The sequence below is a fragment of the Cupriavidus necator A5-1 genome, from assembly GCF_000744095.1.
Lineage (GTDB): Bacteria > Pseudomonadota > Gammaproteobacteria > Burkholderiales > Burkholderiaceae > Cupriavidus > Cupriavidus necator_A.
Genome location: NZ_JQLI01000001.1, coordinates 741,851 through 765,782 on the forward strand (window position 1 = coordinate 741,851; position 23,932 = coordinate 765,782).

Here is a 23,932-nt window from a genome sequence, read left to right on the forward strand (position 1 = left end):
TTGGAACCGACGGTCCCCGCCAGAGAGTGATCGGCCGTACATCGGCCGTTTCCGTCATTGACGGTTCAAGATCGGCTGACTCAAACTGGCCGGCTACTGCCGTTGCGTTCCCGCCCAGATTCGACGGCGACGGCGAACTGGCAATGCGGGGCCGGGCGAACGCTGGCGTTGAGTGACGCGATGATAAGGTGCGATAACGTTGTGCTTACCGCACTTGTCTGAAAGCAGCGGTCGCGCGATGGACCACCCCTTAGCCCTTCTGGATTTGAGGCGTAGCCTGTCACGTCGGTGGTTGTTGGTTCCACCACCGGTGCTGGTGCTGCCCATCGGATGCTCCCAACGTTCAAAAGACAGAGCCCGCACGCTAGCCCTTTACGCGTCGCTGAGCGACTTGTATCATGACTTCTCACGAATTTTGAGAATTCTCAGATCTCATGAGAACTGAAGAGAAGAGCTTGCCCGATCCCTGGCACTTTGGCCGCCCCGAGTTGGCGAACGCGTATCTGCATGCGTTTGACTTAAAACTATCCGCAGCCCGCGGACTGTTTGCTCGCCGGCGAATGGGAAAGACCGAGTTCTTGCGCCGAGACCTGATGCCGGCGGCCGTTGAGCATGGTTACCTCACAGCGTACACAAACCTCTGGGATAGCCGTACCTCGCCTGAAAACGCCCTTGTGGCAGCGCTTGGCGACGCCCTCGAACCCAAAGGAGCTGCCGCAATGTTGTCCAAGCTTCGCGCCCCGGTCAGGAAGTTGAAGGCCAGCGCGAAAATTCCAGGTGGGGTAGAGGGTTCATTGGAAGCCGAGCTAGGAAAGGCTGGCCTAGACAGGACCGCGGCGCTGCATGAAGTACTCAAGCAACTCGACCGCACCAAGAAGCCGCTGCTCCTCGTGATTGACGAAGCCCAAGTCCTGGCCGGCGCGGACCACAGCGATTTCGCTCACGCCCTGCGCGCCGCGCTCGATATCCGCAAGGATCGCATCAAAGTCATCTTTGCCGGCAGTTCCGAGACGACCCTTCGCGCCATGTTCGCGAGGGCGTCGGAGCCGTTCTTCAACTGGGCACCTCTCGAGCCGTTCCCCTTGCTTGGCGATGAGTTCGTTGCCTTCACGGTCAAGCTCCTGAACAGCATGGCGCGTCAGAAGCTAACGCTGGAGCAGGGTATGCGCGCGTTCGACGAACTGCATCGCACCCCGGAGTTCTTCAAACGGTTTATCGAAAGGTACATGCTCTATCAACCGCAGGGAGACGTCGCAGCGCTTGCCTACACAAAGGCTTCAGTCTTCTCAGACGAACACTCGCTCGCTCAGTGGCGCCAGCTTAAGCCCGCTGACCGGGCAATTCTATACCTGCTAGCACGCGGCGAGTCCGATTTGCACTCCAGCGCCACACTCGAAAAGCTGAGTACCATGCTTGGCAAGCCTGCCACCCGGAACACCACGGCCCATGCACTGCGCCGTTTGCTTGCCGATAACGTCGTGACCCGTCTGGCCATGGGCGACTACCGCATCGAAGACGAAGCGTTTGCCGAGTGGATTCGCAAGCGTCGGGAGCCTGCGCCGGAGAACTGATTCCGGTAAGCTTCAACGAAGGGGGCATACCTAACGGGCTGAGGCTTAGCCGCGTACTTTTGCACATAACGCCCGTACTCGGTTTTTGGTTGTTGCTGGGAGTGTTATGTTGGATGCGTAGGGCGTTCAGATGTCTGTCCCTGCTCGGACTTCAGCCGGGCGTCGAGGCACAGGCGTAGGGCAGGGCAGAAAAGTCGAGATGGGTGGCGGCCATACACCGCGTTGCACGCCCAGACTTCTTCCCCCGTCTTTGTAGAAGGTAGCCCACTTCCCGTCGCTAACGCAGTGGGCGCCGGGGAAGACCTCATCGTGGCCGTTGCTATCGTCCAGCGGGAAAGAGTCGTGGGGCACGGCCCAGTAGTGGCCCGTTCGGTAAGGCTTTGGATCGATTTCCGGGACATACTTTTCACCACCGGCGTGCGTTCAGCGCACAAGTCCGCCACCGCGCCAAAACGGTTCGTGTCAATCCTGCAAAGGCGTGACACCGTCGCGAGAAACAGCCTCGTGTACGCTCACAGCTTATCGCCTCTGGTTTATCCAGTGTAATTTCGCCATGGCGCCATACCTCCGCATCGCCGTCCGAGCGCTCGGCGTCGGCGCGATCATTGTGACCATCGCCGTTGTCTCACGGCAAGTCTATCTGCGAGTCGCCGCGGAAGCTGACTTAGTCGGGGCGGATGAGGAACCCGCGGCAATGATGTTGATCCGATGTGAAACGATGCATTTCCGCCTTCAGAATCGGTACAGGTCCGCCGACACGGCGGCTGCAGACGAGCCGCCACGCGCTCGTTGTGAGAGTCTTGAACTCGGCGGACGCTCGATCCAGCCGCTAGTTCACCTCCGACAAGCGGTCCGGCAACGGGAGGGAGTTGAGCAGCTTCGGCCCATCTCGTTTTACAGAAGTCATGCGCCTTCGTTGCGTAGAGCCAGAATTGTGGCTGCAGCATTCATGGTTCTCTGCAAGCCGATCCAGAGCGTCTTTGCGCCGGGTTCGCCGTCGCTCTTGCGGCCCAAGAAGCCACCCAGTGATGCAATCAGGCGAATTATTTGATTGAGCGTGGGTGGCTTTGGAGGGCGCGGCTTCTTCGACAGCAGATAGGCACCCCGTATCTCGTCGGCATCAAAGAACAGCGACGCGTCCAGTTCGGGGCAGGTTCTCCCCAGGCGCATCAGTCGCGCAATACGCCACGAGACCACCATGTAAAACACGAGCGCACGTTCGACTCGGTCCATGTGCGAGAGCTGTAACGCTTCCACCTTGCAAGCGTTTTTCAGCACATGAAAGAACATCTCGATCTCCCATCTGGCCCGATACCAATCGATTAGCTCGATCACCGCATCAAGATCTTGCGCGTCCCGATTAGTCAGTAATCGCCACACCACAGGCTTCACGCCGGCCGGCGCGCCGCGTTCCTCGGCCACCAGGCAGGTGAGCCAGCGCGTCAAGCAAAGGCTGGTGCTGACCGATGCAGGCCATACTTATGTGCGCGACATTCGCGCGGCGCTGGAGCAGATGCAGGCGGCCACGGTCAACCTGCTGGCCCACCAGGCAAGGCGGAATCCTGAACCTGGCGACGCCGCCCGCGTTCTGTGTCAAGTGGCTTATCCCCCGGCTGGAACGCTTCAGCAACGAGCATCCGGAAATCCTGGTCAACCTCGCCACGCGGGCGAGGCCCTTCGATTTCGATACGGATGCCGAGCCACTGGATGCGGCGATTCACTATGGCAACAACGACTGGCCCTCGGTGCTGTCGCACCGCCTGGTAGGGGATGAGGTGGTACCGGTCTGTTCCGCCGCCTACCTCGCCAGCCAGCCCCCGTTGAATGCCCCGAAGGATCTCCGTCGACATGCGCTGTTGCAGCAGACCCGTCGGCCTAACTGGTGGCGCGATTGGCTCGACGCCAAGCTCGTGCAAGACGTCAACGCCTGGGCGGGCCCGCGCTTCGAACACTTCTACATGATCATGCAGGCCGCCGTCGCCGGCCTGGGCGTGGCTCTTCTGCCGCGCCTGCTAGTCAACGACGATGTCCTGCTCGGGCGGCTGCTTATCCCCTTCGACGAGCCGTTCACCACCGCCGACGCCTATTGCCTGGTCTATCCGGCCGCCAAGCGGAACGACCCCAAGCTGGAAATGTTGCGCCGCTGGCTGTTGCGAGAGGCCGACGAAGCCAGGCAAGTCGTTTAGCCTGGCCGGCTGGTTCTATCGTCGAGCAGGGCGAACCTCTCGCGCGTAGCCATATCGCACCGGACAGGCCGCTATCCGGCCGGCATGCCATCCCGCCAAGGCAAGGGCGTGCGGCCTGCCTGATGCAAGCGGCGAGTGGACGCCCAGTACAGGGAACGCAAGGCAGGGTCGCGCGAGATCGCGACCTTGCTTGCGCAACGTTCAAGCAGTAACGGGGCTAGCGGCAGCGCGAATTCAGCCGCGCAAGCCACCAGCACCACTGCTTCCCGAACCGCATCGCGCTCAAGGCATCGCCGCAGGTCCAGGTGTACGGCGGCACGGTAAGCTTCCAGCGGAAAGGCAGAGTCGCGACGGGCCACGTTCCACAAGTGCCGCGACCGCGCTCTGACTTCGAGCAGCAATACGCTGCTGGGGCAAAGGAGGCGCCGCGCGCCATCCCGCTGGCGCGTCTGTTTCATCGTGGAGTTCGCGGCAATGGCATGCACCTCGAAGTGTAATCCGCTCCGGGCGAGCCACGCGTTTGCAACCGCTCGCATGCCTGCCTTGCTGGTAACGAGCCGCTCATGCCTTGTATATCTGGTCGCCTCGCGGGGCCTTGGATTGGCAAAGTGACGCGGTGCCTAGGCGCGCGGCGTCAGGATCGCACCCTCGCTTTCCAGCCGTGCCTGCAAGGGCTTCACCTGCACTGCCCGGGGATTGGCATCATGCGCCAGGCACATGGCAGCTGCCGTCCCGGCCGCCTCGCCCATGGCGAAGCAGGCGCCACCGATTCGCGCGGAAGCCTGCGCCATATGGGAGGCAGACAGGTTCCTGCCAGCCACAACAAGGTTGTCGGACCCCTTCACCAGCAGGCAGCCATAGGGGATGCCGTACCACTCGCCGTCGGGCAGGAAGTCCCAGACGGTGTCGCGGCCGGCACCGTGTTTCTCGAGAGCCCACGAGGAACAGGCAATGCGGTCGTCCGGTTTCACGCACCCGCGCACATCGGCTTCCGTCAGTGTTATGTCTCCACGGATGCGCCGGCTCTCGCGGATGCCGACGCCGGCACCGATATCGATGACCCGGGCCTTGCCGAATCCAGGCACGTACTTGCGGAATACCTCCTCGTACATTGATACCTGGCGTCGACCGGTGCGCTCGGCCTCGGTCAGCTGGGCCGGGTCGAGCAGGTTGAACGGCAGTCCGTCGCCATCGCCCAACTTGGTCACATTGAGATGGAACACGCCGTCGATCGGGTTGATATGCATGCCGATAGTGGTGCGGGGCAGAGGATAGCCTTCGGCGACGGCGCTTTCCAGCAAGTCGCGCATTTGCGGGCGGGTCAGGCGCGCGGCGCGCGCCACGTCCACGTTGACGAAGCGGAACATCGACGATCCGAACTGCCTCTCGTCGCCTTTGCCGACTTCGAAATCCGCGCCGGCATGCGCAGCGACATCGCCGTCGCCGGACGCGTCGATCACCACGCGCGGCACGATGGCGCCGCGGCCCGCCTTGGACTCCACGATCACGGCGGTGACTCGCTGGCCGTCCTTCTGCACGCCGACGGCATAGGTGTGGAGCAGCACGTCTACGCCATGGGCCGCTGCCATGTCATCCGCGACCATCTTGAATGCGACGGGTTCATACGGCGAGCCGACGATTTTTCCGTGGCGCAGCGGATCGAGGAAGCCATCGCGTTGCTTCAACCTATCTTCCAGTTCGAGATAGATGCCGCCTACCACGCGCGCCAGCCGCTGTTCGTCAACGATCATATGCGTACCGCAGATGCCGCCGAGCGTCACCGCGGCGAAAGTCCCGCCAAGAAAGCCGTAGCGTTCGATCAGCATCGTCCGCGCGCCGCCGCGCGATGCAGCGCAGGCGGCGGCAAGGCCGGCGGAGCCTCCCCCAACGACGAGGACGTCGGGTTCGGCGATGACCGGGATTTCCCGGGGAATCTCCTGAATGGTCTTGAGTGCCATGGGTCGTTCTCCTTTACTCTTGTGTAGTTGTTTTGCGGCGCCGGTCAATGAATGCGCAAGGTGCTTGCGCGGCACTTGCCCGCTAGCAATGCGTGATGTATTTGATAACCAGGTAGCCGTCGAAACTCTCCGTACCACCTTCGCTGCCGACACCGCTGTCCTTGACACCGCCGAACGGCGTTTCCGCCAGGGCGCTGCCGAAATGGTTGATGTTGACCATGCCGGCCTCCAGCGCGCCGCTCGCGTACGTCGCCGTCTTCAGTGATTCGGTAAAGACATAGGACGACAGCCCGAAGGGCAGGGCGTTGGCTCGCGCGATAGCCTCCTGTGGATCGCTGAAGCGCAGCAGTGGCGCGATGGGGCCGAACGGCTCGTTGGTCAGGAGACGAGCATCTGCTGGTAGGTCGGTAACGACGGTCGGTGCGAAGAAATGGCCGGTGTGACCTAGCCGGGCGCCGCCGGTGGCAATCTTTCCCCCGCGGGCAAGCGCGTCGTCCACGAAGGCTTCCATTTCCACCACGCGGCGGGCGTGGGCGAGTGGGCCCATCTCCACACCGCTGTCCAGGCCATTGCCAACCTTGATCGATGCCAGTGTTTCCGTAAACCGCGCGGCGAAGCGGTCGTACACTTTGCTCTGCACGAAGAAGCGGGACGGCGATACGCAGACCTGCCCTGCATTGCGGACCTTGAAGCGCGCAAGCATGGTGGCCGCGGTGTCCACATCCGCATCGTCGAAGACTAGCACCGGCGAATGGCCCCCGAGTTCCCATGTGCCCCGCTTCATGTGGGCACCGGCCAGCGAGGCGAGCTGTTTGCCGACACCGACTGAACCCGTGAAGGATACTTTCCGCACGCTCGGCGAGCGAATCAGGTAATCCGAAATTTCAGACGGCACGCCCCACACGATGTTGAGGCAGCCAGGAGGCAGGCCGGCATCGTGGAACAACCTCGCCAGCGCCACGACGGCGCTGGGCGAATCTTCCGGTCCCTTGAGGATCAGCGTGCAACCGCTGCCCAGCGCGGCCACCATCTTTCGCAGGGCCTGGTTGAACGGGAAATTCCATGGGGTGAACGCGGCGCAAACACCCACTGGCTCCCGCACCACGATCTGACGCACATTTGGCTGGCGCGGCGGAATCACGCGGCCGTAAATGCGGCGGCATTCCTCCGCATGCCACTCGGCATGCTCCGCGCAGCTCAGGACTTCGGCGATGGCTTCACTCAGCGGCTTGCCCTGGTCTCGCGTGATGTTCCTGCCAATCTCGGAGGCCCGCTCACGCGCGAGCTCGGCGACCTTGCGCAGGATGCGCGAGCGATCCAGCGGAGAGCTCTTGCTCCAGGATACGAAGGCGCGTTCGGCCGCGGACAGCGCGCGGTCGAGATCCGCACGGCTGGCGTGCGGCAAGTGCGCAAGGACCTCGCCCGTGGCGGGATTGCGCACCTCCTCAGTCCGGCGGCCATCGGATTCGACAAATTCTCCTTCGATATAGAGCGCAAGTGTTTCGTAGATATCGGACAAGTTGAGTCCTTTCATCGGAGACTGGCTGAGTTGGCGGTGCCCGCCACCCGGCCTTACTGAGGGAGGCTCGCCTGAAGGTCGGCGAGAGTGCGGCGCGACGTCACCGCGCGGACATCGGTACGGACTTCGATCAGTGCTGCCTTGCCACTCGATCGTGCGCGTTCGAATGCGGCCGCGAAGTCCTGGGTGGAGGTCACGGTTTCGCCGTGCGCGCCATAGGCGCGCGCCAGTGCGGCGAAGTCCGGATTCACCAGCTGCGTGCCGGATGGCCGCTCGGGGTAGTGCATCTCCTGGTGCATGCGAATGGTCCCGAACACGCCGTTGTTAACAACGATGAAGATCACGGCAGCGTCATGCTGGATAGCCGTGGCCAATTCCTGGCCATTCATCATGAAGCAGCCATCGCCCGCGAAACAGACCACGGTTCTCTTCGGCGCAGCCAGCTTGGCCGCCACTGCTGCCGGCACCCCATAGCCCATCGCTCCGTTGGTGGGCGCCAACTGGGTTCGCCAAGGCTTGTACTGGAAGTAGCGGTGGACCCAGCCGGCATAGTTGCCGGCGCCATTGGTGATGATGGCGTCTTGCGGCAGGGCTTGCGCGAGCCCCTTGACGATCAGGGCGAGGTCGACGTCAAACGGTTGCGCCTGTGGCTCGATGTCGGCCAGATACTCGCGGTTGCTGTCGAGGGTCCATTGCCGCCAGGGGCCGCACGGGATATCTTCCAGTTCGGCCAGCTGGCTGGCGAAGCGTGGCATTGCTGCGTTGATCGGCAGGGCCGGCTGGTAAAGGATACCGAGCTCTTCGGCGGCCGCATGGACATGCACGAGCGTCTGGCGCGCGTCAATGGGATCGACCAGGGTGTAGCCATTGGTGGTGGCCTCGCCCAGCCGGGCACCAACCACCAGTAGCAGGTCTGCCTGTTTCACGCGTTCGGTCAGTTGCCGACTCATGCCTAGCCCGATGTTGCCGGCATAGTTGGGATGGCGGTTGTCGAACAGGTCCTGACGGCGGAATGCGGTAGCAACGGGCAGGCCGGCCGCTTCGGCGAAGCGCTGGATGTCGCGGCAGGCTTCGGCGGTCCAGCCGCTTCCGCCGAGAATCATCAGGGGGCGTTGGGCGTTGCAGAGCAGGCTGCGCAGCGTCCGCAGGTCCTTGCTGCTCGCCGATGGTTGGGCAATCTGGCATGGCGCGGTGTCCCTCACCGTGGCGCTTGCGGTCAGCATGTCTTCCGGCAGCGCCAGAACGACCGGTCCGGGCCGGCCAGACATGGCGATCTGGAAGGCGCGGTTGACGTATTCGGGAATGCGTTGCGCCGAGTCGATACTGGCAACCCATTTCGTCATCTGGCCGAACATACGCCGGTAGTCGATCTCCTGAAATGCTTCGCGGTCGACGAAATCGCTGCCGACCTGGCCAACGAACAGGATCATCGGCGTCGAGTCCTGGTAGGCGGTGTGGACGCCGATGCTGGCATTGGTCGCGCCAGGCCCGCGGGTGACAAAGCAGATGCCCGGCTTGCCAGTCAGCTTGCCGTAGGCTTCGGCCATGAATGCGGCGCCGCCTTCCTGGCGGCAGGTGACCAGGCGGATCGTGTCTTGCGTGTCGTGCAGTGCGTCCAGCACGGCCAGGTAACTTTCGCCCGGCACACAGAAGGCCATATCGGTGCCTTGCACCTTGAGGGCATCAACCAGGATTTGACCGCCGGAGCGGGTACTCGCGTTGTCAGGCATCGCTTCGATAGATAAAGAGTGGCCATCGGGCACCGCGTAGGGGCCCGGCCTGTAGTCAGGATTCGAGGGGAGAACCCGGCCGAGACCGGCACAGGTCGTGGGAGCTGTCCGGCCGCTATTCGGTTCTGTTCAGTACTGTTCAGCTCAGTTGAGGGTGATCTTGGCTTCCCGGATCACGGCGCGCCATTTCCCGATTTCATTGCGCACGAAGGTATCGGTCTTCTGCGGCGTGCTGCGCACGGCCTCAGCGCCCAGTTCGGCAAGCTGCTTCCTGAATGCCGGCTCCTCGGCCGCCGCATTCAAGGCGGTGCTCAAGGTGCCGATCACCTGAGGCGAGGTCTTCGCCGGCGCGAACAGCCCGAACCATCCCAGCACTTCGTAGTCACGCAAGCCTGTCTCGACCACCGTTGGCGCGTCGGGCAACAGCTGCGAGCGTTTGCGGCTGGTCACCGAGAGCGGGCGCAGCGAGCCGCTTTTGATGTGCGGCAGCATCACGGCGATGTTGTCGAACATGATTGGCGTGCGGCCGGCGAGCAGGTCGGGCAGGGCGGCGGAACTGCCTTTGTAGGGCACGTGGAGCATGTCGACATCCGCCGCCTTCTTGAACAGTTCGCCGGCCAGGTGCTGGCCCGTTCCCGGGCTCGACGAAGCATAGGCCAGCTTGCCGGGGTGTTCCTTCAGATAAGACACCAGTTCGGGAACCGAGTGTACCGGCAGCTTGGGATTGACGACGAGCACATAGGGCGTGGTTGCCACCAGGCCGACCGCCGCGAAATCCTTCTCGGTGTCGAAGGGCTGGTTGGCGTAGAGCGTCGCGTTGGTCGCGTGACTGCTCGGCGCGAACAGCAGCGTATCGCCATCAGCGGGGGCCTTGGCAACCATGCTTGCGGCGATCGACCCGCTCGCGCCAGCCCGGTTTTCCACAATCACGGTCCGGCCCAGCCTGGCGCCCAGGTTATTGGCAACCAGGCGCGCGATGACGTCTGTCGTGCCGCCCGGCGGAAATCCCACGACGATCCGCACTGGCGGTTCGGCGCGAACCGGCCTCGCCACGCCAGCCATGGCAGCCATCCCAGCCAGCAAGGAAAATACCACGGCGCGTCTGGCCGCTTTGTCGATGTATCGCTTCATGTCTCCTCCTTATTCGATGGTGCCGGGCTTGCAGTTCAGGACACCGCGACCAGTGCGCTCTTGGCCGAGCCTTCCTCGTGCTCATCGGGCAGGACGTAGCCGGATTTTTCGCCCAGCATGGAGCAACGCATCATGTGGCGCGGCTGGGACTGGTCGAAATCCTTCAGCGCGATATGCAGCGTGCAGCGGTTGTCCCACATCACCACGTCGTTGAGATTCCAGCGGTGCCGATAGACAAACTCCGGCGAGGTCGCATGCATGTTGAGGAAATCGAGAATAGGCTGGCTTTCTTCCTCGGTCATGCCGACGAAGTTGCGGACCCGCTCGCTGACGAACAGCGACTTGCGACCGGTATCGGGATGGACTCGCACCAGGGGATGGACGATGGGTGGGTTCTTGGCCTTCAGGTCAGCGACCTGGGCGGGGTCGCGTCGGTTGAAACCCTTGATCAGCGTGATGTCGTGCACAGCCTCCAGGCCGTCGACGAACTTTTGCATGATTGGGCTGAGCGTCTCGTAAGCCATGTACATATTGGCAAACATCGTATCTCCCCCGACATCCGGCTTTTCTTTGCACATCAGCACGGACCCTTTAGCGGGGCGATCGGTGTAGGAGAGGTCGGCGTGCCAGTTGCGGCCGGTGTTCCGCGTCTGCGACGGCTTGCCGTTGACCTGTTTATTGGTGACCAGCAGCACCTCGGGATACTCCGGGTGTCTGTAATAGGGCACATTTTCATTGCGCTCAATGTCACCCAGCTTGCCCGTGAATTCGATCAGTTGCGGCGGCGTCAGATCCTGGCCAGGAAAGACCAGCACGAGGTGTTGGTGCCATGCGGCGTTCACCTGATCCACCTCGGTGCTTGACAGGGGCTTGCGCAGGTCCAATCCAAGAACCTCTGCGCCGGCTGCGTAGCCAAGCGGACGCACTTCGATATTGCTCATCGTTATCTCCGGGACGATTGTTCGATTCCACCTCGCTGGAGGGGTGCAGTCAGTATAGTTTGTCGACTGTCGTATGTCGACAAAAAACATTGATGAGGAGAGGGGCATTCCGCGGCATTCGGGCGCGGAGGGTCTGGACGGATATACTTGGCCTCACAAATTCTTCAGCTTTCCTTATGTCCGGCCCCAATTCCTTCTTTGAATCCCAGACGGTCCAAGTCGGCCGCCTGGCCAAGTCGCTTCCCGAGCAAGTAGCGGAACAGTTGCTTGCGGCTGTTGCCGAAGGTGCGTTGGAACCAGGCGAGCGCCTGAAGGAGGAGACGTTCGCGGAACGCTTCGCCGTGAGCAGGAGCACCATCCGGGAAGCCATTGCCCTGCTAGAGCGGCGTGGCATCGTCGAGCGCGTCGCCCGCTATGGGGCCCGCATCGTGATGGTTGACGCCGGCGAGATCGAAGAGATCTTCAATATACGGGCGCAGTTGCTCGGCCTGGCTGCCCGCCTTGCCGTCGAGAAAGGATCGGATGAACTGATCACAACGCTGCAGGCGCAGGCCGCGAAACTGCGTACTCTGGCCAATGACCCGACCACGGAGCCAGCCGACTACGCTAGTACCTCGATCGAAACGCAACGCCTGCTCGTGGCTGCCAACGGGCGCAAGCGGCTAGTCTCGATCTATGAGGATCTGAGCAACCATGCGGTGTGGCGGTATGCCATCCGGGAAAAATCGATCAGCTTCCGCACCGCTCAACGCCGCATGGAGTCGGCGGACGACTGGGAGAGGCTGGTGGCTGCTATTGCTGCGCGCGACGCCGATGGCGCTGAGCGCAACGCGAAGGCTTTGCTGCAGGCGTCATACGTAGCTGTGAAAGATCAGTTGGAAGGCAATGACGCTTGAAACGGTGGGTAAGCTTGGCGCCGAGGATGCGAGCCGGCACGTTAGAGGCGCCACCCGGCGGTAAGGAACCACGAACCGGATTGGCTGCTTGCCCGGCCATGCCTGTGCCTGCGCGGCTGCCGGGATTGCTAGCGCGGCTGTCGACGCCAGGCCGATCCTTTGCAGGATTGCCGCCAACGTCCTGTTTTTACCTCCGTGAGTCCTATGCCCAAGGGCAGTGCCAGAGCTTGGCTGCGACGCTCCGCGCAGCAGCTTTGCTTGGGCTCCCCGCACGGGAAAGCCGCTGGTGGTGAACAGGGGCTCAACCAGAGGGGTGACCGGGATTCGCAAATATGTGAGGCTTCGCATATTTGCGAATCGCGGTCAACCCTCTTCACCGACCTGGGCGAGCGGGCCCCTTGGTCTGGCAGCCGCACGGTCAATCCCGTCGATCGCGCTGCCGGCATCAGCGACGGGAGACCGCGCCAAACCGGTGGCTGACTAAGCGGCAAGGCGGTAGCCTTCCGTCAATCCACGATCCGTACCCATTTCTCGTAGCGGTGTTCAAAGCACTGCCTCTGGCAGTGACTGCCGACGACTACGAGGCCTTTGGTTTGAAATTGAGCGATGTAAAGGGCTTCTTGGCGGGATGTATGCGGCTTCGTCGCGGATTTCTAGCCAACGATGAGTTACTCGAAGTCAGGAAACCCTCAGCTGGCTGCATGAATTAGGGCGACATCTATTCTGCCGCGGGGGGGTTGCTCGAGGGCATCCTGAACTACTGGTTCCTGTCGCGCACTTTGGAAAAGGGGCTGCGGTGATGTGGCGGCGAAACGATTCGGCGCGGTCGTGGAGCCGCAAACGCCGCCCGCTCTCCGAGCGTTACTGGGAAAAAGTCGATGTGCGCGGGCCGCAGGAGTGCTGGCCGTGGCTCGCATCGACGAAGCAGGGTGGTTACGGCAAGATCGTTGATGACAGCGGGCACTTGCGTCTGGCGCACCGCGTGGCCTATTGCCTCGCCTTTGGGGAGATTCCGACTGGACTGGTTGTGTGCCACCGTTGCGACAACCCTGGATGCGTGAACCCGCAACATCTCTTCCCGGGACAACCCGCCTCGAGGAAGCAGCCATCCCAAGGCTCAGATCAACGAGGCCTTGGCTGCGTCCATTCGCGCCGATGCCCGCAGCCATCGGCGCATTGCCATGGAATACGGCATTGGCAAGTCGACAGTTGGCATGATCAAGTCGGGGATGACATGGACGCACGTGTAATCCGCGTTCCGCCACAAGCAGTTGAGCTTGCCAAGCGCTTCGAGGGCTTCCACAGGGTGCCAAAGCACGACCCGACCCGGGCTCACCCTTACATCTGCCCTGCGGGGTATCCTACGATCGGCTACGGGCATCTCTGCGATCCGAGGCACCCACCGATCACGGAGGCCGAGGCAGAGCGCTACCTGGCGCACGATCTGCAAACAGCGCTCGCCGCCACGCTGCGCTACTGCCCGGTGCTGGCCACCGAGCCAGAGGGACGGCTCGCGGCCATTGTGGACTTCACGTTCAACCTTGGGGCTGGACGCCTGCAGACGTCGACGCTGAGGCGACGGATCAATCAGCGGGATTGGACCGCTGCAGGACAGGAACTGCGGCGCTGGGTCTATGGTGGCGGGAAGGTGATGCCGGGACTCGTCGCCCGTCGAGAAAGCGAAAGTATTCTTCTCCTGAAGTAACGTGACAATCAGCCAAGACTGGTTACACATAGAGCACTGATCATCCCGAATTCAGATGCCCGGCTGCAACTCAATCCGCACCTCGCGAGCCTTCCCCTCTCGCTCAACAGATAAAACGACAATGTCGCCCACCCGACGATCATCCAGTTGCGCCAAGAGGCCAGCAACACCGTCAATGGACTTCCCGTCAACAGCGGTGATAAGGTCGCCGGGCACCATCCCTTCCTGAGTAGCGCGTATCCCGACCAGCCCGGCTCGCTGCGCTGCCGAGCCGGGCTGTATCAACAGGACAAACACGCCACGGCGGCCGGTGACCATCTGCAAGCGCGCATTGAGTTGCTCGTCCACTTCAATACCCAAAGCCGGGCGTACGTACTTGCCGGTCTTGATCAGCTGCGGCACCACCCGCATGACGGTGTCCACCGGCACAGCGAAGCCAATGCCAGCCGACGCGCCGGACGGACTGTAGATGGCGGTGTTGATGCCAATGAGACGCCCGGCGGAATCGAGCAGCGGCCCGCCGGAGTTGCCGGGGTTGATGGCGGCATCGGTCTGGATCAGATGCTCGATGGCAGGGCCGCCGGCATCACCGGGCAGGGAACGATCGAGTGCTGAAGTGATGCCCGTGGTTAGGGTCCAGTCCAGGCCAAAGGGGTTGCCAATGGCGAAGACCTTTTGCCCCACTTTGAGGTCGGCGCTGGTGCCAACCGGTACGGCCGGCGGACGCTTGAAGCCAACGCCGATCTTGAGCACTGCGATGTCGTGAGCCGGACTTGCGCCGACCAGGGAGGCCTGATAGTCGCGACCATCGGCGAGTTTCACCGTCGCTTGTGAAGCGCCCTGGATGACATGAAAGTTGGTGACAACGTGTCCCGCGTCATCCCAAATGAATCCGGAGCCGGTTCCGCGCGGTACGGAGAAGACGTTACGGGTCCAGACATCCCGAACCAGTTGGGCCGTGGAGATGTACACCACCGAATCGCGTGATTTCTCGAAGAGTTCGATGGTCGAACGTTCATCGGCAGCGAGATCTCCGCGAGGGGTGACCGTTCTCTCGGTGGCCTGTCGGGGGCTGAACCACGCCTCGATCGCGGGCAGGAACTGCCACAACAGCATGAGCGCTGCGATACAGGCGGTGATGACCAGCCAGCGTCGGAGAAAATGGTCTGGTGCGAGGCGGCCGTAAGGGTCGTGGTAAGCCATGGGATGTCTCCTGGTTCGAATCAGCGCCAGAGGCCGCCGGGATACCAGCGCGGTGAGCGCATCGCCTTGACGGATTCCGGAACGGAGTAGATGGAATCAGGCCGCAGCGTCACAGGCTGGGGCACGAGTTCAAGTAGCCGGGCGATGCGCTCCGACGTCGCCGGATGCGTGCGCAACCAGGACGGTTCCGGATTGCCCCACCCCGGCATGAGCCACGCGCGCCAGGAGCGACTCACCCGCTCGATCTTTGCCAGGGCCGATGCCAGACCGTGCGGGTCGCCGGTCAATTGCGCGGCCAATAGATCGGCATCGAATTCACGTACGCGGGACAATCCAAGCTGAGCGAGCAGTGCCAGCTGTGGCGAAGCCGCCAACAAGAACAGACCGAACCAATTCACGTCTGCGACTCCGACGAGCAATGCAGGCAGGCTGAGAACAATCGCAACCTGCCCCAGCATGGCCAGCACGCTGGTGAGGCGGCTGATGTAATCGGCCAAACCCATGACACGCAGATCGTCATTGGCGATATGCGCCATCTCGTGTGCAATGACCCCTTCCAACTCACGCGGTGTGAGGTTGCGTAACAGGCCCTCGGTGAGCGCAATGGCTGAATGGCGCTTCGAACCGCTTGCAAAGGCATTGACGACGGTGCTGGGCACATAGTGTGGAGTCGGGACGGCAGGCAAGCCCGCGCGGTTGGCCAACTCGCGCACCATCGCCCAGATTTCGGGTGCCTCACCCGGCCGGATGACACGCGCGCCATACAACTTCAGCGTCAGCGCCGAAGCTGCCGCCGGTTCGAGTAACAAGGCGAATAGGCTTGCTCCCAGGGCGACCCAAAGACCCGTTTCGCCGAATAATAGGCCACCGGCGAGTGCGGCGATACCGATCAAAGTCAAAACCAGCAGCGCTGTCTGCAGGCGGTTGCTCAAGCGATGCTGTGGCCAGAATTGACGTTCGTCGCGTGGGTCACTCGCTGCCATGCATGGCGTCCTCGGCAATTCGGTCATCGCGCTCACGCAGCAGCCAATAGGTCAGACCCAGGGCCAGGGTGGCACCAGCCAGCGCTGCGACTTTGGCCGGGCTGACATCGGGATCGAGGATCACGAACTTGCGGGACAGCGCGATCAACCCGATCAGGATGACCGTCTTGACCTGAATGATGCTGTCACGGCGCAAGACCACGCGCACGATGGAATGCTTGAATTCCATCGCGATCAGGAGCGTCATGATCATGCCGAACACACTCTGGAAGATCTTGTGGTCGAGCGGATTGAATGCATCGATGATCAGCAGGCTGAAGACAATTTGGATCAGCTGCACCAACGACACCACGACAATCACCGCGATCACCACTGAAAGGATGAGGGCGACGGTCTGCTCGAAGCGTTCGTAAAACGTCATCACCGCCCATTCACGACGGAGTCGTTCGAGTGTCGTCCCGGTCTGATTGCTGTTATTCATGCGCCACTCCTCCAGAAACAGGCCATTCCAACCATTCAACGCAGTTGCGCGGATACCCACCGCACGATATCCTGCGCCCCCATGGCGCCGGCCTGGCGCGTGACTTCACGCCCACCTTGAAAAAAGACCAAGGTCGGAATGCTGCGAATACCGAACTGGGCGGCCAAATGAGGCTCTGCCTCGGTATTCACCTTGGCTAGCCTGATCTTGGGTTCAAGCAAGCGCGCCGCCTGCTGAAACTGCGGGGCCATCATCTTGCAGGGCCCGCACCACGGTGCCCAAAAGTCGATCAGCAAGGGAATGTCGCTGCGCTCCAGGTGGCGCGGGAACGTCGCCGCGGTCAGTTCAATGGGCTCGCCGGTAAAAAGGGCACGCTGGCATCGGCCACAGTTGGGCTGGTCATTGAGCTTTGCTGCTGGCACGCGGTTGATGGATTGGCAGTGCGGGCAGACGATATGGGCGCTGTCGCTCATGACATGGCTCCTTTGGGGTTGAGTTGTTGTGAACCCACCGTCGGGGCCGATATTTCGCTCGTCTCGCACTTCAGCCCTTGGGTCAACTGGCGGGTGTCGATTTCGTCGAGCGTTTCTCGCGAAAGCAGCTCGCGAGCGCATCGCTCAAGCACGTCGCGATTGCTTTCAAGAATTCGGTAGGCGCGTTCGAATACCCCCATTACGATGTCACGAATCGCCTGATCGATGCGCGCCTGGGTCGATTCGGCCACCCGGCAGCCCCCCTGCGCCAGTTCGGGCGCATCGAGAAATCGCGGCCGCTGCGCCTCGTACGCGATGTAGCCCAGGCCTTCGTCCATGCCGAAGCGCGTGATCATGTCGCGGGCGATGTCGGTAGCCCGCGCAAGGTCGTCTGCCGCGCCGGTGGAGAGCTCGCCGAAGACGAGCTTCTCGGCGGCGCGTCCTCCCAGCAGGACGGCGATCTTGTGCTCCAGATCGGCGCGCGTCATCAGGAACCGATCCTCGGTGGGGCGTTGCAGCGTGTAGCCCAGCGCGCCGATGCCGCGAGGGATGATCGAGATCTTGTGGACCGGGTCGGTTCCCGGCAACGCCAGCGCCACCAGTGCGTGCCCCATCTCGTGAAAGGCCACGGTCTCGCGCTCCTTCGGGTTGAGCACGCGATTCCTCTTCTCGAGACCGGCGACGATGCGTTCGATGGCGGCGGTGAAGTCCTGCAGCTCAACGGCCGATGCCTTGCGCCGTGTCGCGGTCAGTGCCGCCTCGTTGACCAGATTCGCGAGATCGGCGCCGGAAAAGCCGGTCGTCAGCGCGGCGACCTGTTCGAGATCGACGTTTGCCGCAAGAGTGATTTTCTTGGCATGGACCTTCAGGATATCGAGCCGGCCTTTCTTGTCGGGTCGGTCCACCAGCACCTGGCGGTCGAAGCGGCCGGCGCGCAGCAGTGCCTGGTCGAGAATCTCCGGGCGATTGGTCGCGGCGAGTATGATCAGCCCCACCGAGCTGTCGAAGCCGTCCATTTCGGTGAGCAGCTGATTGAGCGTCTGCTCGCGTTCATCGTGGCCGCCGATGGGCCCGCCCACACCCCGCGCCCGGCCGAGCGCATCGAGCTCGTCGATGAAGATGATGGCCGGCGCCTGACCGCGCGCCTGCTCGAACAGGTCACGCACGCGCGCCGCCCCCGCGCCGACGAACATCTCGACGAACTCCGAGCCGGAGATGGAGAAGAATGGCACGCCGGCCTCGCCGGCTACCGCCTTGGCCAGCAGCGTTTTGCCCGTGCCGGGTGGCCCGACCAGCAACACGCCCTTGGGAATCCGGGCGCCCAGACGACCGTAGTCTTGCGGGTTTTTCAGGAAATCGACGATCTCGACCAGTTCCGCCTTGGCCTCATCCACGCCCGCAACATCCGCGAACGTCACACCGGTGTTCTTTTCCACGAAAACCTTGGCGCGGCTCTTGCCGATGCTCAGGAATCCGCCCATGCCTTGCTTCTCGGCGAAGCGGCGAAACAGGAAGAACCAGACGCCGAAGAACACCACGGCAGGCAGAATCCACGACAGGATGTCGCGCAGCCAGGTGCTCTCCACCACGCGCGCATAGGGGACGTCGTACTTGGATAGGCGTTCGGCCAGATCGGGCTCGACCCGAGTCGCAACGATCATGGTCTTGCCCCGGCCGTCCGGCGACTTCAGGCGCCCGGTCACCGTGCGATCCGACACCAGCACTTCGGCGACGCGGCCTGCGGCCAGCGCTTTCTCGAATTCGCTGTAGGGCACGGGCTCGACGGTCTTCGCCGCTTGCCAGTAGTTCTGCAGCATCAGCAGCAACATGAAGGCGACGATCCAGTAGCCGATGTTCCATTGATCTTTCTTTTCCATGGCAGGGAATCCTCGAAACCGCTATTTCGACGAAAGGCCGCCAACGTGGCAGCAATTCAATGCGCCACCTGAATCAAGCCACAGGTCACGCCCGTTCATGAGGAGGTGCCCGGCCGCATCAAAGAGAAAGCACGGGCTGCCCGTCTCGAATTTTCAGGATTAGGGCAGCCCCGCGCTTCATGCTTTGTCACTTTCGGACTTCTTCTTGCGCGCCCCCTTGTTCGACTCCTTGGACGAGCCCGGCGGTTGCGCAGATTCGGCGGACGCTTCGTCGCTGGCCAGAGCGGGTTGCTTTCGGTCGAACTCGACCCGCTCCGCCTTGTCGTCCCAACGTGCACAGGCGTGATCACCCTTGCCGATGCCGCCGCCGAGCATCTCGCGCGCCAGTGCCGTTTCCAGCTCGCTGCGGATCAGTCGTTTGAGCTCGCGGGCACCGAATTCGGGCTTGTAGCCTTCTTCCGCGAAGTGATCGACCAGCGTCCCATCGAACGTCAGCGTCACGCCCTGGCTCGCGGCATTGCGGGCCACGCGATCGAGTTGCAGGCCGACGATGTGGCGGATCTCCTCCTTGCCCAGCGCATGGAAGACGATGATCTCGTCGATGCGGTTGAGGAACTCGGGGCGGAAGTGCCCGCGCAGCACGTCCATCACCTCTGTCTTGGTCTTCTCGTACTCCTCGCCGGCCGCTCCGCGCGCCTTCAGCCGGCGCTGAATGATGTCGGATCCCAGGTTGGACGTGGCGATGATGATGGTGTTGGTGAAGTCCACCACGCGACCCTTGCCGTCGGTGAGCCGCCCGTCGTCGAACACCTGCAGCAGGATGTTGTAGACGTCGGGGTGGGCCTTCTCGATCTCGTCGAGCAGCAGCACGCTGTAGGGCTTGCGACGGACCTTCTCCGTGAGCTGGCCGCCTTCGTCATAGCCGACGTAGCCCGGGGGAGCGCCCACCAGCCGTGCCACGGTATGGCGCTCGCCGTACTCCGACATGTCGATGCGCAACAGGGCGCCCTCGTCGCCGTAGATGGATTCGGCCAGCGCCTTGGCGAGCTCGGTCTTGCCGACGCCGGTGGGGCCCAGGAACAGGAACGTGGCCACGGGCTTGCTGCCTTCGCGCAGACCCGCGCGCGACAGCCGCACCGCATCCGCCACAGCGCGTACCGCCTCGTCCTGCCCCACCAGGCGCTCGTGCAGCCGCTGCTCCAGGTGCAGCAGCTTCTCGCGCTCCTCCACCGTCAGCTCATTGACGGGGATGCCGGTCAGGCGCGAGACGATCTGCGCCACGTGTTCCGCCTTGACTTCGGCGCTGCCCGAGCCGCGCTCGCGTTCCCAGTCCTCGACCAGCTTCTTGAGTTCGGCCTCCTTGGCTTCGATGCGCTTGCCGATCTCCGCCGCCTTGTCGTATTGCTTGCGGGAAGCCACGTAGTCCTGCTCCCGGCGCAACTGGTGCAGTTCGGACTCCAACTCCTGCACCGCAACGGGGCGGGCCGTCGCCGATAGCTTCACGCGGGCGGCAGCCTGATCGAGCAGATCGATGGCCTTGTCCGGCAGGAAGCGCGCGGTGACGTAGCGGTCGGAAAGCTCGGCGGCCGCGATGATCGCGTCCTCGGTGATGCTGACCTTGTGGTGCGCTTCGAAGGTATCGCGCAGGCCGCGCAGGATCATGATGGTCTGCGCCACCGTTGGCTCGGGCACCATGACCGGCTGGAAGCGCCGCTCCAGCGCGGCGTCCTTCTCGATGTACTTCTGGTACTCGTTGAGCGTCGTCGCGCCGATCAGGTTCAGCTCACCGCGCGCCATCATCGGCTTGAAGACGTTGGCCACGTCCAACCCGCCTTCGCCACCGCCCTGGCCGGCACCAACAATGGTGTGCACCTCGTCGATGAAGAGGATCAGCTCGCCCTGGTGCTCGGAGATCTCCTTCAGCACCTTCTGCACGCGTTCCTCGAACTCGCCACGGTACTTCGCGCCGGCCACCATGGAATTGATGCTCAGCTCTACCAGGCGCTTGTCGCGCAGCGTCTCGGGCACCTCGCCGGCCACCATGCGCTGTGCCAACCCCTCGACGATGGCGGTCTTGCCCACGCCAGGCTCGCCGATCAATACGGGGTTGTTCTTCTTGCGCCGCGCCAGCACCTCGATGGTGGTTTCGATTTCCTGCGCGCGTCCGATGACCGGGTCCAGCTTGCCCTCACGCGCCATCTTGGTGAGATCGCGCGAATACTTGTCGAGCTCCGGCGTATTGGTCGGCGTCTCGGCGCGGCCATCCTCCGCACCTTTGCCGACCACCTTGTTTACTTGCTGGCGCAGGGCCTGCGGCGTGAGGCCATAGCGGCGCAGCAAGTTGGCGGCCAGCCCTTCGCCCTCTTCGGCCAGACCGATCAGGAAGTGCTCGGGCCCGACGTAAGAGTGTCCTAATTCATTGGAGGCGACGAAGGCGCGACTAAGCGCATCCTTCACGCGTGGCGACACGCCGATCTCGCCTTCAAACGGCTTGTCGCCGCGCTTGGCTTCGGCTTCAATCTGGCGTTTGAGGTCATCGACCTTGATCTTAAACTGGCTCAGGATGGTCTTGACCACGTCGCTGTCGGCCAGCGCCAGCAGCAGGTGTTCCGTATCGACTTCGGAGCGACCGAACTCCGCGGCACGCCTGGCAGCTTCCTGCAACAGGGCCTCGGAGTGTTCGCTGATGCGGCTGGCCAGCCCGCTGCCGCGACGGCGCGGCGTGCCAGCCCCTGCGGAGGCTGGTTCGCCAAACGACGCATCGACCACTTCATCGGCATCGGCCGCAACTGGTGCCGAGTCTTCTCCGATGCGGAAGAAATCGCTGCCCAGAAAATCTTCGAACAAGCCGCTGCGCGAGCCGAAAAGGGCTTCCAGCGGGGAAATGGTGCGCTTTTGCTGCCGCACCAATTGGCGGTAGTGATCGTCACACAACAGCATGGTGCTGTGGCGACCATTGAGATTGGCTTCCACCCGCGCCGTGGCGGGTTGGCCGCAGACTTGGCATTGTTTTCTGGCCATGCTGGCGCTCCTTGGGTCATTGAGATGACGAGGTGCAGCATGCCGCGGCACCTGATCTCTTGGTTGGTCTTCGTGGCGACCGCAACGGAATTTCCGAGTTAGCTTTCAAGCGGAATCGAACGGCCGTGCTTCGGTGCACTCGCTTCGCGCTTGTCCATGGTGATCGTGAGCACCCCATTCTTGAATGAGGCCTTGATCGCATCCTGGTTGGCATCGTCAGGCAGGTTCAGTGCACGCTGGAAACTGCCGTAGGAGCGTTCGACACGATGGAAGCCGCCTTCCTTCTTCTCCTGCTCCTGGCGCTTTTCACCTCGCACCATCAGCACGTCGTTGTCGAGCGTGAAGCCGGCAAGCCACTGCGCTGTACCGGCAGCGAAGATGCTGTCTGCTGCTCTTCTTGCTCCTTCTTGAACCAGTTCCAGGGAGCCCACTTTTTGAGATCAAGATCCATGTGTAACCGTCCGCTGAAGGCCGTGTGGGTAAGGTGAATGTATCCAGAGTAGTCACCATCAGAATTTGGTGGGGACTACTTTGGAGCATTTCAAGGCCCTTCCGGCCCCGGCGTGGGCGGAGAAACCGAGATGAGCTATACCGGTGAACGGCAGCGCCGCGATGACCGACAGGCCAATGGTGCGCGCTCGCGGCATGCACGCCGTGGAGTGAGCCCGCTTTGGAGCATGGTCCGGGATTCGTCGGCGACAGTGGTGAGCGGCGCGAGCCGCATCCCGTTCAGGAGATCGAGTCGAATTCGACGCATCCCATGGCGCTGCCGTTCATCAACGATGGTGGAGCAAGCCATGGCTATGCGCAAGCAAGAAGAAGACGTGGTATTCCCCAACGCGGCGGGGATCGACGTGGGCGCGTCGAGCCACTGGGTGGCGGTGCCGCGGGATCTGGCCGAGCAAGCCGGCTGCGAGCCGGTGCGCGAAGTCGGCGCGATGACCGACGACCTGCATGCGCTGGCCGACTGGCTACTGACGTGCGGCGTGGACACGGTGGCGCTGGAATCCACCGGGGTCTACTGGATCCCCGTCTATGAAGTGCTGGAGCAACGCGGCTTGACGGTCTGGCTGGTCGATGCGCGGCAGATGAAATACGTGCCCGGGCGCAAGAGCGACGTGCTCGACTGCCAGTGGCTGCAGAAGCTGATGAGCCTGGGGCTGCTGCGCGCGGCCTGGCGCCCCGGCGATGAAGTCTGTGTGGTGCGCGCGGTGGTGCGTCAGCGCGAGGTGCTACTGGCCGCGCAGGCCGAATGGGTGCAGCGTATGCAGAAGGCGCTGGTGCAGATGAACCTTCAGCTCGGCGAAGTGCTCAGCGACGTGATGGGCATGACCGGACAGGCCATCGTGCGGGCCATTGTGGCGGGCGAGCGTGACCCCAACGTGCTGGCGCGCCATCGCCATGCACGCGTCAAGGCCAGCGAGCGCGACATCGCGCGGGCGCTGACGGGTAACTGGCGTGAGGAGCACCTCTTCGTGCTCGGGCAGGCCCTGGCGATGTTCGACAGCCTGGCCCAGCGCATCCTCGAGTGCGACGCCAAGATCGAGGCGTTGCTTGCGCCGCTGGGCCGTCATGAGGTCGAACTCGGCGGGCCGGGCAAGCGGCGTGGCAAGAATACTCCGGAGTTTGATGCGCGCACCGCGTTGGCGCGCTGGTCTGGCGTGGACCTGACGCGCATCAATGGCCTGGCCGTTACCTCGGTGCTGACGATCCTCTCGGAGATCGGCCCGGACCTGCGCCGCTTTGGCAGCGTCAAGCACTTCTGCTCGTGGCTCGGGCTGTGTCCCGGCACCAAGGTCAGCGGCGGCAAGGTCCTGTCGGCGCGCACCCGGCGCTCCACCAACCGGGTGCGCCAGGCGCTCAAGCTCGCGGCCATGAGCCTGTCGCATAACGACTCCGCGCTCGGCGCGTTCTACCGACGGCTGTGTGCCCGCATGGACAAGCCGCGCGCGAATACCGCCGTCGCCCACAAGCTGGCGCGCATGGTGTACTTCATGCTCACGCGCGGCGAGACCTTCGTCGACCAGGGCCAGCAGCGCTACGAAGAACAACAGCGCGAGCGCAGCATCGCCGCGCTCAAACGCCGCGCCGCTGCACTCGGCTATCAGATCTATCCCGTGGCGGTGGCGCCCTGACCCCAGCCGCCCTCAGTTTGGTTTCTCAGGAGGGTCACATCATGCAACCGACCCGCATCGATCATTTTATGCCGGCTGGCGAATTTTTGGCTGTAGCACTGGAGCTATCGAGCGGATCCTGG

16 protein-coding genes and 3 pseudogenes are annotated in these 23,932 nt (G+C 62.9%); 6 read left to right on the forward strand and 13 right to left on the reverse strand.

Features of this window, described 5'->3' with window-relative positions; translation table 11 throughout:
- Positions 1-434: 434 nt before the first annotated feature.
- Positions 435-1,571, forward strand: a complete 1,137-nt coding sequence (locus K307_RS03390) for an ATP-binding protein (RefSeq protein ID WP_042876303.1) — start codon at positions 435-437, stop codon at positions 1,569-1,571.
- A 903-nt stretch (positions 1,572-2,474) separates the two neighbouring features.
- Here K307_RS03390 and K307_RS44115 read toward each other — a convergent pair.
- Positions 2,475-3,002 (reverse strand): annotated as a pseudogene (locus tag K307_RS44115) (IS4 family transposase); the annotation flags it as partial.
- Between the two features lie 50 nt (positions 3,003-3,052).
- Here K307_RS44115 and K307_RS03395 point away from each other — a divergent pair.
- On the forward strand, positions 3,053-3,757 hold the full coding sequence (locus K307_RS03395) for a LysR substrate-binding domain-containing protein (RefSeq protein ID WP_230625434.1): 705 nt from the start codon (positions 3,053-3,055) through the stop codon (positions 3,755-3,757).
- 620 nt (positions 3,758-4,377) lie between these two features.
- On the opposite strand, the gene K307_RS03405 is transcribed toward K307_RS03395, so the two are convergent.
- The 5 genes from K307_RS03405 to K307_RS03425 form a co-directional block, all read right to left on the reverse strand.
- Entirely contained in the window at positions 4,378-5,715 is a 1,338-nt protein-coding gene (locus K307_RS03405) for an FAD-dependent oxidoreductase (protein WP_042876306.1), read from the reverse strand.
- 82 nt (positions 5,716-5,797) lie between these two features.
- Entirely contained in the window at positions 5,798-7,225 is a 1,428-nt protein-coding gene (locus tag K307_RS03410) for an NAD-dependent succinate-semialdehyde dehydrogenase (protein WP_042881223.1), read from the reverse strand.
- Between the two features lie 62 nt (positions 7,226-7,287).
- Positions 7,288-8,964, reverse strand: coding sequence for a thiamine pyrophosphate-binding protein (locus K307_RS03415; RefSeq protein ID WP_042876308.1), 1,677 nt, complete (start codon positions 8,962-8,964; stop codon positions 7,288-7,290).
- A 144-nt stretch (positions 8,965-9,108) separates the two neighbouring features.
- Positions 9,109-10,026, reverse strand: coding sequence for a tripartite tricarboxylate transporter substrate binding protein (locus K307_RS03420; protein WP_230625435.1), 918 nt, complete (start codon positions 10,024-10,026; stop codon positions 9,109-9,111).
- A 104-nt stretch (positions 10,027-10,130) separates the two neighbouring features.
- Positions 10,131-11,036: a TauD/TfdA dioxygenase family protein gene (locus K307_RS03425; RefSeq protein WP_042876312.1), complete on the reverse strand. Its 906-nt coding sequence runs from the start codon at positions 11,034-11,036 to the stop codon at positions 10,131-10,133.
- Between the two features lie 176 nt (positions 11,037-11,212).
- Here K307_RS03425 and K307_RS03430 point away from each other — a divergent pair, with 176 nt between their 5' ends.
- From K307_RS03430 to K307_RS03440, 3 genes and pseudogenes are all read left to right on the forward strand, one after another.
- Positions 11,213-11,932 (forward strand): GntR family transcriptional regulator, encoded by a 720-nt coding sequence (locus tag K307_RS03430; protein ID WP_042876314.1) that lies wholly within the window; start codon positions 11,213-11,215, stop codon positions 11,930-11,932.
- A gap of 799 nt (positions 11,933-12,731) precedes the next feature.
- Positions 12,732-12,959, forward strand: a pseudogene (locus tag K307_RS48995) (HNH endonuclease); the annotation flags it as partial.
- Between the two features lie 207 nt (positions 12,960-13,166).
- On the forward strand, positions 13,167-13,637 hold the full coding sequence (locus K307_RS03440; RefSeq protein WP_042881227.1) for a lysozyme: 471 nt from the start codon (positions 13,167-13,169) through the stop codon (positions 13,635-13,637).
- 51 nt (positions 13,638-13,688) lie between these two features.
- Here the strand turns inward: K307_RS03440 and K307_RS03445 are convergent, their stop codons facing one another.
- The 7 genes and pseudogenes from K307_RS03445 to K307_RS03475 all read right to left on the reverse strand — a co-directional run bounded on the left by K307_RS03445 (position 13,689) and on the right by K307_RS03475 (position 22,126).
- On the reverse strand, positions 13,689-14,840 hold the full coding sequence (locus K307_RS03445) for a S1C family serine protease (RefSeq protein ID WP_042876316.1): 1,152 nt from the start codon (positions 14,838-14,840) through the stop codon (positions 13,689-13,691).
- 20 nt (positions 14,841-14,860) lie between these two features.
- Positions 14,861-15,823 carry a zinc metalloprotease HtpX gene (locus K307_RS03450; RefSeq protein ID WP_042876317.1) on the reverse strand — a complete coding sequence of 321 codons (963 nt, stop codon included), beginning with the start codon at positions 15,821-15,823 and terminating at the stop codon, positions 14,861-14,863.
- On the reverse strand, positions 15,810-16,304 hold the full coding sequence (locus K307_RS03455) for a phosphate-starvation-inducible PsiE family protein (protein ID WP_042876319.1): 495 nt from the start codon (positions 16,302-16,304) through the stop codon (positions 15,810-15,812). The genes K307_RS03450 and K307_RS03455 overlap by 14 nt, the downstream gene beginning before the upstream one ends.
- A 35-nt stretch (positions 16,305-16,339) precedes the next feature.
- Positions 16,340-16,777 carry a thioredoxin TrxC gene (trxC, locus tag K307_RS03460; protein ID WP_042876321.1) on the reverse strand — a complete coding sequence of 146 codons (438 nt, stop codon included), beginning with the start codon at positions 16,775-16,777 and terminating at the stop codon, positions 16,340-16,342.
- Positions 16,774-18,654, reverse strand: a complete 1,881-nt coding sequence (ftsH, locus tag K307_RS03465; protein WP_042876322.1) for an ATP-dependent zinc metalloprotease FtsH — start codon at positions 18,652-18,654, stop codon at positions 16,774-16,776. The genes trxC and ftsH overlap by 4 nt, the downstream gene beginning before the upstream one ends.
- A 177-nt stretch (positions 18,655-18,831) precedes the next feature.
- Positions 18,832-21,675, reverse strand: coding sequence for a heat shock survival AAA family ATPase ClpK (clpK, locus tag K307_RS03470; RefSeq protein WP_042876324.1), 2,844 nt, complete (start codon positions 21,673-21,675; stop codon positions 18,832-18,834).
- Between the two features lie 98 nt (positions 21,676-21,773).
- Positions 21,774-22,126: pseudogene (locus K307_RS03475) on the reverse strand (Hsp20/alpha crystallin family protein).
- A gap of 346 nt (positions 22,127-22,472) precedes the next feature.
- Here K307_RS03475 and K307_RS03480 point away from each other — a divergent pair.
- Entirely contained in the window at positions 22,473-23,810 is a 1,338-nt protein-coding gene (locus K307_RS03480) for an IS110 family transposase (RefSeq protein ID WP_042876326.1), read from the forward strand.
- Positions 23,811-23,932 lie beyond the last annotated feature (122 nt).

Bases quoted from the DNA above. Each gene is read 5' to 3' on its own strand.
- K307_RS03390 (WP_042876303.1), top strand. From the start codon at position 435: ATGAGAACTGAAGAGAAGAGCTTGCCCGATCCCTGGCACTTTGGCCGC.
- K307_RS03395 (WP_230625434.1), top strand. From the start codon at position 3,053: ATGTGCGCGACATTCGCGCGGCGCTGGAGCAGATGCAGGCGGCCACGG.
- K307_RS03405 (WP_042876306.1), bottom strand. From the start codon at position 5,715: ATGGCACTCAAGACCATTCAGGAGATTCCCCGGGAAATCCCGGTCATC.
- K307_RS03415 (WP_042876308.1), bottom strand. From the start codon at position 8,964: ATGCCTGACAACGCGAGTACCCGCTCCGGCGGTCAAATCCTGGTTGAT.
- K307_RS03420 (WP_230625435.1), bottom strand. From the start codon at position 10,026: ATGGCTGGCGTGGCGAGGCCGGTTCGCGCCGAACCGCCAGTGCGGATC.
- K307_RS03425 (WP_042876312.1), bottom strand. From the start codon at position 11,036: ATGAGCAATATCGAAGTGCGTCCGCTTGGCTACGCAGCCGGCGCAGAG.
- K307_RS03430 (WP_042876314.1), top strand. From the start codon at position 11,213: ATGTCCGGCCCCAATTCCTTCTTTGAATCCCAGACGGTCCAAGTCGGC.
- K307_RS03440 (WP_042881227.1), top strand. From the start codon at position 13,167: ATGGACGCACGTGTAATCCGCGTTCCGCCACAAGCAGTTGAGCTTGCC.
- K307_RS03445 (WP_042876316.1), bottom strand. From the start codon at position 14,840: ATGGCTTACCACGACCCTTACGGCCGCCTCGCACCAGACCATTTTCTC.
- K307_RS03450 (WP_042876317.1), bottom strand. From the start codon at position 15,823: ATGGCAGCGAGTGACCCACGCGACGAACGTCAATTCTGGCCACAGCAT.
- K307_RS03455 (WP_042876319.1), bottom strand. From the start codon at position 16,304: ATGAATAACAGCAATCAGACCGGGACGACACTCGAACGACTCCGTCGT.
- trxC (WP_042876321.1), bottom strand. From the start codon at position 16,777: ATGAGCGACAGCGCCCATATCGTCTGCCCGCACTGCCAATCCATCAAC.
- ftsH (WP_042876322.1), bottom strand. From the start codon at position 18,654: ATGGAAAAGAAAGATCAATGGAACATCGGCTACTGGATCGTCGCCTTC.
- clpK (WP_042876324.1), bottom strand. From the start codon at position 21,675: ATGGCCAGAAAACAATGCCAAGTCTGCGGCCAACCCGCCACGGCGCGG.
- K307_RS03480 (WP_042876326.1), top strand. From the start codon at position 22,473: ATGGCTATGCGCAAGCAAGAAGAAGACGTGGTATTCCCCAACGCGGCG.